Consider the following 7,355-nt stretch of genomic DNA (forward strand, 5'->3'; position numbering starts at 1 on the left):
CTCCACATCATCAACGCCCTCGCATGCGTTTTACACCAGCCAAGGCTATACCGGCGAAGGCTACACCCGCCAAGATTACACCAGCCAAGGCGGGATGTGCCGGTTCCGGATATTCGGGCCGGGATTTTCATCGCACAAGCCTGACTTGTCCCCAGATCACGCGCCGCCGGACGCATCGCACAAGACGCTGCCCCTGCTCGGGCACCGAAGCGTTGCGGTCCAAAGATGGGTGCAACAATGCCAGACACGGCGCGAATCGCTCTGCTGCCTCCGGCAAAGGTACGTCATGGCAATAATTGATTGCAAGCAACGCGGAAGCAAACGGCGACGGCCGATATCAGCGGCCGTCGGGCGTGCGAATGCCGAACCAGCTATCGCGCACCTGCTGATAGTGCACGCTCGGGTCGTAGAGGGTGGTCGGGAGATTGAGCACTTGCGGCGACAACCGTCCGATCGCGTTCAGCACCGCATACGACGCGACCACGCGATCGTGCTGCGCGGTGACCAGCGCGACCCGGGCGTTGACCAGCGCCTGCTGGGCATTGAGCACGTCGAGCGTGGTGCGCTGTCCGGCCTTGGCCTCTTCGCGCACGCCGTTGAGCGCGATCTCGGATGCCGTCACCTGCGATTGCGCCGATGCCACCTGGGCCCTGCCCGCCACCAGCTGGCCCCATGCGGTCACGGTGTTGGCGCGGGTCTGGTCGCGGGTCGTTTCGAGATTGAGGCGCTGCTGCGCCAGCGTTTCCTTCGATTGGCGGATCAGCGAGTATTCGGCGCCGCCCTGATACACCGGAACCGAGAGCTGCGCGACCGCCGAGGCGCCGAACGACCGGTAGATCGTCATCGCGGTTTCATAGGACTGCGCCACCGAGGCCTGGAACGTCACCGTCGGCAACAGCGCGCCCTCGTTGACCTTGACCTGGAGATAGTTGACGTCGATGCCGAACATCGCCGCCGTCACGTTCGGATTTTCCAGCAGGCTGAGATCGACCGCGGACGGCAGGGTTGGCGGCAGAAAGCGGTCCACCGGCGAGCCCGGGGCCAATTGTTCCGGTTCGTTGCCGATGATGCGGCGGAAATTCGATCGCGTCGTGTTCAGGTTGGATTCGGCGGTCAATTGCTGGGTCTTGCCGGCGGCCAGTTGCGCTTCGGACTGCGCCACGTCGGTGCGCGTCACCTCGCCGACATTGAAGCGATCCTTGGTCTGTTTCAGCGTCTGCTCGAGAACGCGGGTGTTGCTGCGCTGGACCTCGACGATCGCGGAGTCGCGCAGATAGTCCATATAGATGGTGGCAGCCGACAGCAGAACCGTCTGTTCAAGCACGCGCAACGCTTCGCGCGCGCCGGAAACCTGGCTCTCCGCGGCGCGGGTTCTGTTGGCGGTCTGCTGGCCGTTGAACAGCGTCTGGGTGACGGTGGCGCCGACGGTGCGCGGCGGATCGAAGCCGTGCACGATGGTTCGCACGATGGTGGTGGGACTGCCGCCCGCCGTGGTCAAGGTGTCGGTATATTGCTCGCCGGCGGTGCCGGTGACGGTGACGCGCGGCCGATAGCCCGACAGCGCCTGCGGCACGTTTTCGTCGGTGACGCGCACCGAGGCGCGCTGGGCGTTGAGCTGAGGGTTGTTCTGATAGGCGCGCACCAGCGCAGCCTCAATCGTATCGGCGAGCGCCGGAATCGAGCCCGCACAGGCCATCAGAAGGACCACAGCAGCTGCCCCGGTAACCGCCCTCACCCCACGCATACTTGGAATTCCATCCATGTTATCAACCGGTTCGCGCGCCTTTGCACCGGCTTATCGTCTTGTTCCGAGTCATGTGCCCGTCACAGCATATTCTCCGCGGCAGCACGACGGAACCCCTGCAGCCCGATCTCTGTGGAAACTCTTGACGTGAAGCGTCCGGGCCACACTTTTGATTTTCAAGCGAATTATGGAGCCGTTTGCGCTAGAAAACGAACGCGGGGAGGCGCTCAAGTCCGGGCAAAACCGGCGCGGTGGCGTCAAAAAGCGCCCGATACCCGAAATCGTCGTGCGAGTGCGTCACCACCGTCGCCCGCTGCGGCTGGGTCGTGGCGTAAACACCGACCAGCCGGCCGCCGTCCCTAAGCTGCTGGTAGAGCCGGTCCGGGGTGACCTCGGTCGCGCCGTTGAGGACGATCACGTCGTAGGGGGCGTTGGCTGGATCCCCGTCGGCTGCCGCCGCAGCCTTGACGGTCACGTTGCCAAGCCCAAGCCGGCCGAGAACATCCGTTGCCTTGGCCGCCAGCGACGGCTCGCTTTCCGTCGCCGTCACCTGCCCGGCCAGCCTGGCAACCACGGCCGCCAGATAGCCGGTGGCGCAACCCACCACCAGAACATGGTCGGTGCTGTTGATTTCGGCCGCCTGCAGCAGCTTTGCCGACACCGCGGGCTTGATCAGAAAGCGTTTGGCGCCGGCCCCTTCGCTGACGTCGAGGTCGAGGTCCAGATAGGCCAAAGCGCGCTGAGCTTGCGGCACGAATGCCTCGCGCGGCACCTCGAGCATGGCATTGATGATGTTGATATCGGTGACGTCGCTGGGGCGCACCTGACCATCCACCATTTTCCGGCGCGCGGTCGAGAAACCGGACATTGACGAACCCCGGAATGGAGCGGCGTTGCCGCGTGTGGAAGCCAAGACGGGGTCATCTTTGGTACAAGGTTCGCCAAAACGCAACATGGCGCGCGCTACGGTGATGGGTTGGCCGAAACCGCCCCGCCGCCAGCCCCGCGACACTGCCAGTGGTTGCGGAGCGCGATCTATTCGATGGTGACGGCGAGGCGTCCAATCAGCCGCGCAACCTCGTCCAACTGGCCGGAATCATGTTGCGCGACGGCTTGCGCCAGCCGGACGAGGCATTCGTCGTCACTCATGGTCGGGATATGGCAGGGAACGATCGACGGGGTCTGCCTGACGAGATCGGTCTCGATATCTTGCATCGAATCACCCTCAGCGGAATCCCGGCAGAACCGAAGATCATGGGGGAATAAGTCATTTTAGCGATTGGTGCCGGGCACGGTTCCGTGAACCCGATCAGCCGGCGAGCCGCCTGCCCCGCCATTTCGGCGCGCTAACAAAGGCCGACAAGCCATTGCCATCCGCAGAGTTTTCGATCGAGGCCGGCGGCACGCCTGAGCGGCCATTTCCCGCTTTGCAAGCCTGGGAGGCTTTGTTATACGCTGCCCATTCGGCGAACCTCGTTCATACCCTTGTTCAAAACCCTTGGGTTTCGCCCTATTCCTCGGTAGCTCAGCGGTAGAGCATTCGACTGTTAATCGAATGGTCGCTGGTTCGAATCCAGCCCGGGGAGCCAATTAAATCAATGACTTAAGTCGATAATCACGTAACTTTTTTGCTTGGAAACCGGGCCCAGGGCTACAGTCAGGGCTACAACGTGCAAGAGAGGGCCATCCGGCGCGTTTTGAGAGCGGCGGGCGGACCCTAGCGGCCGGCGATATTGCTACAACCTAAAGATTGCTTGGCGCTAAGCATCGCCAGACCGAAAGGATTTCGCAATGCCGATCACCGTCTCTTAAGATTTGGCTCAGGCGGATACCAATGAGCGAAACTATATCCGAAGTATGTTTGAACGGTTTTGCTGGACCCGCCTCGGTGGGAGCGTTTTTCGGTACGATCTCAAAGACGATAGCGGGCAGGAGGATTGGCTAAACGATGTCGTGCCAGCCTTGATGATATTTAGGTCCTATTGTTTGGCCAGAAATATCAAAGTGACATTCTTTACGCTGGACACTAACAGCGTCACCCGGCTCGACACGAGTGATCCCGGCGCCATAGTCGGCACAGAAATAGAAACCGGGGCAAAGAAGCGATTTTGCCCTCCCACAAACAATCAATCCTCAGAATCGAGAATACGGCGGGCAATTACTGGGGCTGTCGATATTTTCGTTACGAAAGATGACTCTGACGAAACGTAAATTTCAAACTGAGACACTACCCGGTCGTCGCTTGCAGGACGATAGGAGCTTTCCGTGAGCGGGACGGAGAAAGATGACGATGAGGACGTCGAGTACGGCAAGGAATACGTCCAAACTGCCGACGCCGCCCTCGAAGAAGCCCGCAAGTTGCTCGCCCCCTTGGGCGATAGCGATATCTGGCCGGGTTGGGAGGACTGCGTTCCGACTGTGCTTCGGAGAACGGTTTGGACTCCGCAGTTTCAACTAGGGAAGGTCCTACATCAACACAGGCAAGTTCAGGCCACCGTCGAGTTTACGTGGGGGAAGGCACGCCTGCTATCCGAGCTGAGAGACAACTATGGCCTGTTGCCGTCATCTAAATACTCAAGCCAGTGGTACGGTGTCTATCGGGTGTTCGTTCCGGGCACCGCTATCGGCCGGTTTTGCGGAACAGATCCAACCGGCACGGTCTATATCGGGCGGGCGGGTAGTCAACGAGGCTGGTCAATTCTTCGGACCCGGCTAATGCAGCTTTCAAAGCGGGAGCATCACGCCACGCAAGGTTGGGACCATCACAGCGCGCGGCCGCAAAAATATCCATGGTCTTCCCTCGCAGTGGATTGGGCCTTCATCGAGCACTGGCAAGATCACAAGGGAGAAAAGGTTATAGGCGCGAAGCGTGCCGAGAGCTTCTTGTTAGAATCCTACCATGACAGGTTCGGCGAATATCCGCCATTAAATGAGGAGGGGTGAGAGCGTCGTCTTGCCTCTGTCAGCTGCCAGTCAAGTGGGCCTGCGTCTGCGGCATGCCATTCCGCAAGCGGGCCGCGCAAGACGTCACAGCTAACGCTGTGAAAAGCAGTGCATCACTTGAGGAGCGCAGTAAGTGCAGAGTCGCTCTCCAGACGCCGAATAAGCTTTTGCGCCTGCGCATCATTTCCCCTTAGAACTTCCGCTATTACGACATTAGCTTGATTTATTACTAACTGCTTCCGGGTTGGCACTCTGGAGACGACGGACGTTATTTCCGCTGCTGACATTTTCCTGTTGACGTCTCCGTCGGCGATATCGCGATAAGCAGCCTCCACAGCATTGATTTTAGAATCGTCTACCCAGATCGCAGCATCCCTCACAGCGGCGGTGACCTTTTTGTTTATTTCCGAAGGTTCCCAATCGGGCGTTCCCACGCGCGAAAACATATCTCCGACGAGCCACCCCAGTTTGGCTTGGAACGTATCGGTTAATTGAAGAACCTTGGATTCTATGCACTTTGTGAAATGGAATTCGGATTTGATCGAAATCGAGAGATTCAAAAAAGCGGCGCAGTCAGCAGGCAAGGCGGTGCCGACGGAGTCCAAGTAGAAGTATCCGGGTTCGTTGTTATTGAATAGCCGGTGAAGAAATTCCGAAACCTTGTTACGCGCTTTGGCGCTCAACACCGGAAGCTCAGCTTTGACTTCCGCCACATTCTGCTGCGCTATATATCTTTCGATTACCAGATCGAGGGTGCGCACTGGCGCGATTGCGATATAGGGAGCCTTGCAAGACTTAGACGGGCCCCGTGGCACCAAGTCGCAACTTTGCGTCAGGACCATGAAGAAAAGATTTTTCGGATGTTGATAGAAATGCGGATGAACTTCCTTCAATACATCGTCTAGCGCAGCCGTCCTTCTAAGAACGTCTCCCTGCATCAGTTCACTTACAGAGTATTTTTCGCGCTCGTACGTGAAATGCATGGGCCAATACGGTCGTCGCCTTCAATTTTTCTCTGCGTAAGTATTGCTTCTGATGGTTTTACCCTGAAGGCGTCCGTTCAAGTCGCGTATCGCCAGCTTGCGATTAACTGCGCCCGGCTCAACGGAAATTTCAACCTCCTTGACGCCGTGGTTCATTGTCAGACGGCCGGATATGAGAACGACGTCCTGACTCAGTTTTCCAATCGTGTCCGAACTCTTGATCACGCGCGGTGCATCATGTTGCGTTGTCCAATTGCTGATTGAACCGGACGTCGAAGAACGACGGTTTCCTCTCGTCATTTTATTCCCCCCCATAAAGATTAGTTACTAAGCGCCTTGCTAATTCGAAATTCGCGGCCATCCGCGCAAAATTATTTTGCCCACGCAAAATCTGGACTGCCTGCTCGACGTTGGGAATCGGATGGTGGAAATTGAATTTAATCGAAACGGTACCCGCATCGAACTGGCGCGTGATGGTGGTTATCACCGACTCATCTGCTTTCTTGAAAGCGGAAGCTACCACAGTCGAAGCGGCGTTCCAACCCTCAGGCATGATATCCGAAACATCTTGTCGAGAACGCGTGAAATTTTCGAGCTGGTCCGGCGACGGATCGGCATCGCGGTACTCAAAGTTATGTCCTATTCCGCTTATCGGCGTGTGACGCAGATGTTCTAGCATTGCTGCAGCAGCGTCTTCGAGAACATCCAAGCGATCGGCCGTTTGCTGGCTTGGCGTCATGATCAGCGTGTCAGGGCGCACTACATAGCTAAATTCCGGAAGAACGTATCTCGGGAAATCAAATACCAATCCTGTTCCCGCCGGAACATAGACCTGTATCGGCTCCGGCTGACCAGCAGGCCGGTTTAGGCCGTGACGTAGGACCCATTCTGGAGTTAGAATCGCGGGATTCCAAGCGCCGGCAACGACGAGAGAAGTCTCTGCGGGGACAAGCTGCATTTGATCTCGGGCGGTCGATTTATCTGGAACGCCGACTCGGTTTGCTACTCAGCGTAACAACCAAAGCATTGGCGTCCTAAGCATTCCTTAACTGGTTGCTACCAGTCTTAATAGGCATTGGATGCTGTGCCACATCAAGCCGGTTATCGCAACATGGTTGATACGCATTACCCCCAACCGCGAAGTCGGCTGGTATCGCGGTGACCGCCCCGTCTTCCGGATGTTTTAAGCTGGGCGTAGTCTCGCGCATTTTCAACCCCGTCGTATTCCCAGGATCGGTTTCGCGCCGTGCAGTGCCAGCTCATGCCGACATGGGCATGCATCAGCGGCCCGCGATCCTACCATTCCAGGGCCTGCTGTTCTGACTTCGGCTGGTAGGCCGCCGCGTTTTTCAGGGTGACGAGCTTCTTGCCCCTCGGTGGCTGGATCGGATCGTCGAAGAGGCGCGACCAAGGCATCCCCGAAAACCTATCATCCGCGCGAAAGATCAGGCAATGCCCGCTGCCGGTGAGGGGCCAGGATCAGCGAGCTACGCGCCGCTGGCATCAATATCATCAGCATAGGGCACAGGAAGGACAGCGATGCGGAGCTTTTGAGATGTAAGCCATCACCCACGAGAAGGCAGAACGTCCCCGAGGCAAGGCATGTAGCTTCATTTAGGGAGTTGTTTGGGATCACATATAGCGGCGACAGTGCCGGCAACGCCAGGCCCGATGCTCAAGTTTGA

The 7,355-nt window shown here is 58.0% G+C and carries 7 protein-coding genes and 1 tRNA gene; 2 read left to right on the forward strand and 6 right to left on the reverse strand.

The window, feature by feature from the left end; genetic code table 11:
* Positions 1-337 precede the first annotated feature (337 nt).
* The 3 genes from E7813_RS17950 to E7813_RS17960 form a co-directional block, all read right to left on the reverse strand.
* Positions 338-1,744, reverse strand: coding sequence for a TolC family outer membrane protein (locus E7813_RS17950; RefSeq protein ID WP_291576089.1), 1,407 nt, complete (start codon positions 1,742-1,744; stop codon positions 338-340).
* 202 nt (positions 1,745-1,946) lie between these two features.
* Complete coding sequence (locus E7813_RS17955; RefSeq protein WP_291576104.1) at positions 1,947-2,612, reverse strand: protein-L-isoaspartate O-methyltransferase; 666 nt, start codon at positions 2,610-2,612, stop codon at positions 1,947-1,949.
* Positions 2,613-2,779: 167 nt separating this feature from the next.
* A complete protein-coding gene (locus E7813_RS17960) occupies positions 2,780-2,959 on the reverse strand; it encodes a hypothetical protein (protein ID WP_291576092.1) in 180 nt (59 codons plus the stop codon).
* A gap of 299 nt (positions 2,960-3,258) precedes the next feature.
* Between E7813_RS17960 and E7813_RS17965 the strand changes: the two genes are divergently transcribed.
* Positions 3,259-3,333 (forward strand) — tRNA-Asn (locus E7813_RS17965).
* Positions 3,334-4,009: 676 nt separating this feature from the next.
* A complete protein-coding gene (locus tag E7813_RS17970; RefSeq protein ID WP_291576094.1) occupies positions 4,010-4,687 on the forward strand; it encodes a hypothetical protein in 678 nt (225 codons plus the stop codon).
* Positions 4,688-4,800: 113 nt separating this feature from the next.
* Here E7813_RS17970 and E7813_RS17975 read toward each other — a convergent pair whose 3' ends face one another.
* The 3 genes from E7813_RS17975 to E7813_RS17985 all read right to left on the reverse strand — a co-directional run bounded on the left by E7813_RS17975 (position 4,801) and on the right by E7813_RS17985 (position 6,628).
* Positions 4,801-5,670 carry a hypothetical protein gene (locus E7813_RS17975; protein WP_291576096.1) on the reverse strand — a complete coding sequence of 290 codons (870 nt, stop codon included), beginning with the start codon at positions 5,668-5,670 and terminating at the stop codon, positions 4,801-4,803.
* A gap of 21 nt (positions 5,671-5,691) precedes the next feature.
* Positions 5,692-5,895 (reverse strand): hypothetical protein, encoded by a 204-nt coding sequence (locus E7813_RS17980; protein ID WP_291576098.1) that lies wholly within the window; start codon positions 5,893-5,895, stop codon positions 5,692-5,694.
* A gap of 76 nt (positions 5,896-5,971) precedes the next feature.
* Positions 5,972-6,628 carry a hypothetical protein gene (locus E7813_RS17985; protein ID WP_291576100.1) on the reverse strand — a complete coding sequence of 219 codons (657 nt, stop codon included), beginning with the start codon at positions 6,626-6,628 and terminating at the stop codon, positions 5,972-5,974.
* Positions 6,629-7,355: the final 727 nt, after the last annotated feature.

This window comes from Bradyrhizobium sp., from assembly GCF_004799405.1.
In the GTDB taxonomy this organism is placed as follows: Bacteria; Pseudomonadota; Alphaproteobacteria; order Rhizobiales; family Xanthobacteraceae; genus Bradyrhizobium.

What these genes read in the sequence shown, in the direction of transcription:
- E7813_RS17950 (WP_291576089.1), bottom strand. Translation starts at nt 1,744, where the DNA reads ATGCGTGGGGTGAGGGCGGTTACCGGGGCAGCTGCTGTGGTCCTTCTG.
- E7813_RS17955 (WP_291576104.1), bottom strand. Translation starts at nt 2,612, where the DNA reads ATGTCCGGTTTCTCGACCGCGCGCCGGAAAATGGTGGATGGTCAGGTG.
- E7813_RS17960 (WP_291576092.1), bottom strand. Translation starts at nt 2,959, where the DNA reads ATGCAAGATATCGAGACCGATCTCGTCAGGCAGACCCCGTCGATCGTT.
- E7813_RS17975 (WP_291576096.1), bottom strand. Translation starts at nt 5,670, where the DNA reads ATGCATTTCACGTACGAGCGCGAAAAATACTCTGTAAGTGAACTGATG.
- E7813_RS17985 (WP_291576100.1), bottom strand. Translation starts at nt 6,628, where the DNA reads ATGCAGCTTGTCCCCGCAGAGACTTCTCTCGTCGTTGCCGGCGCTTGG.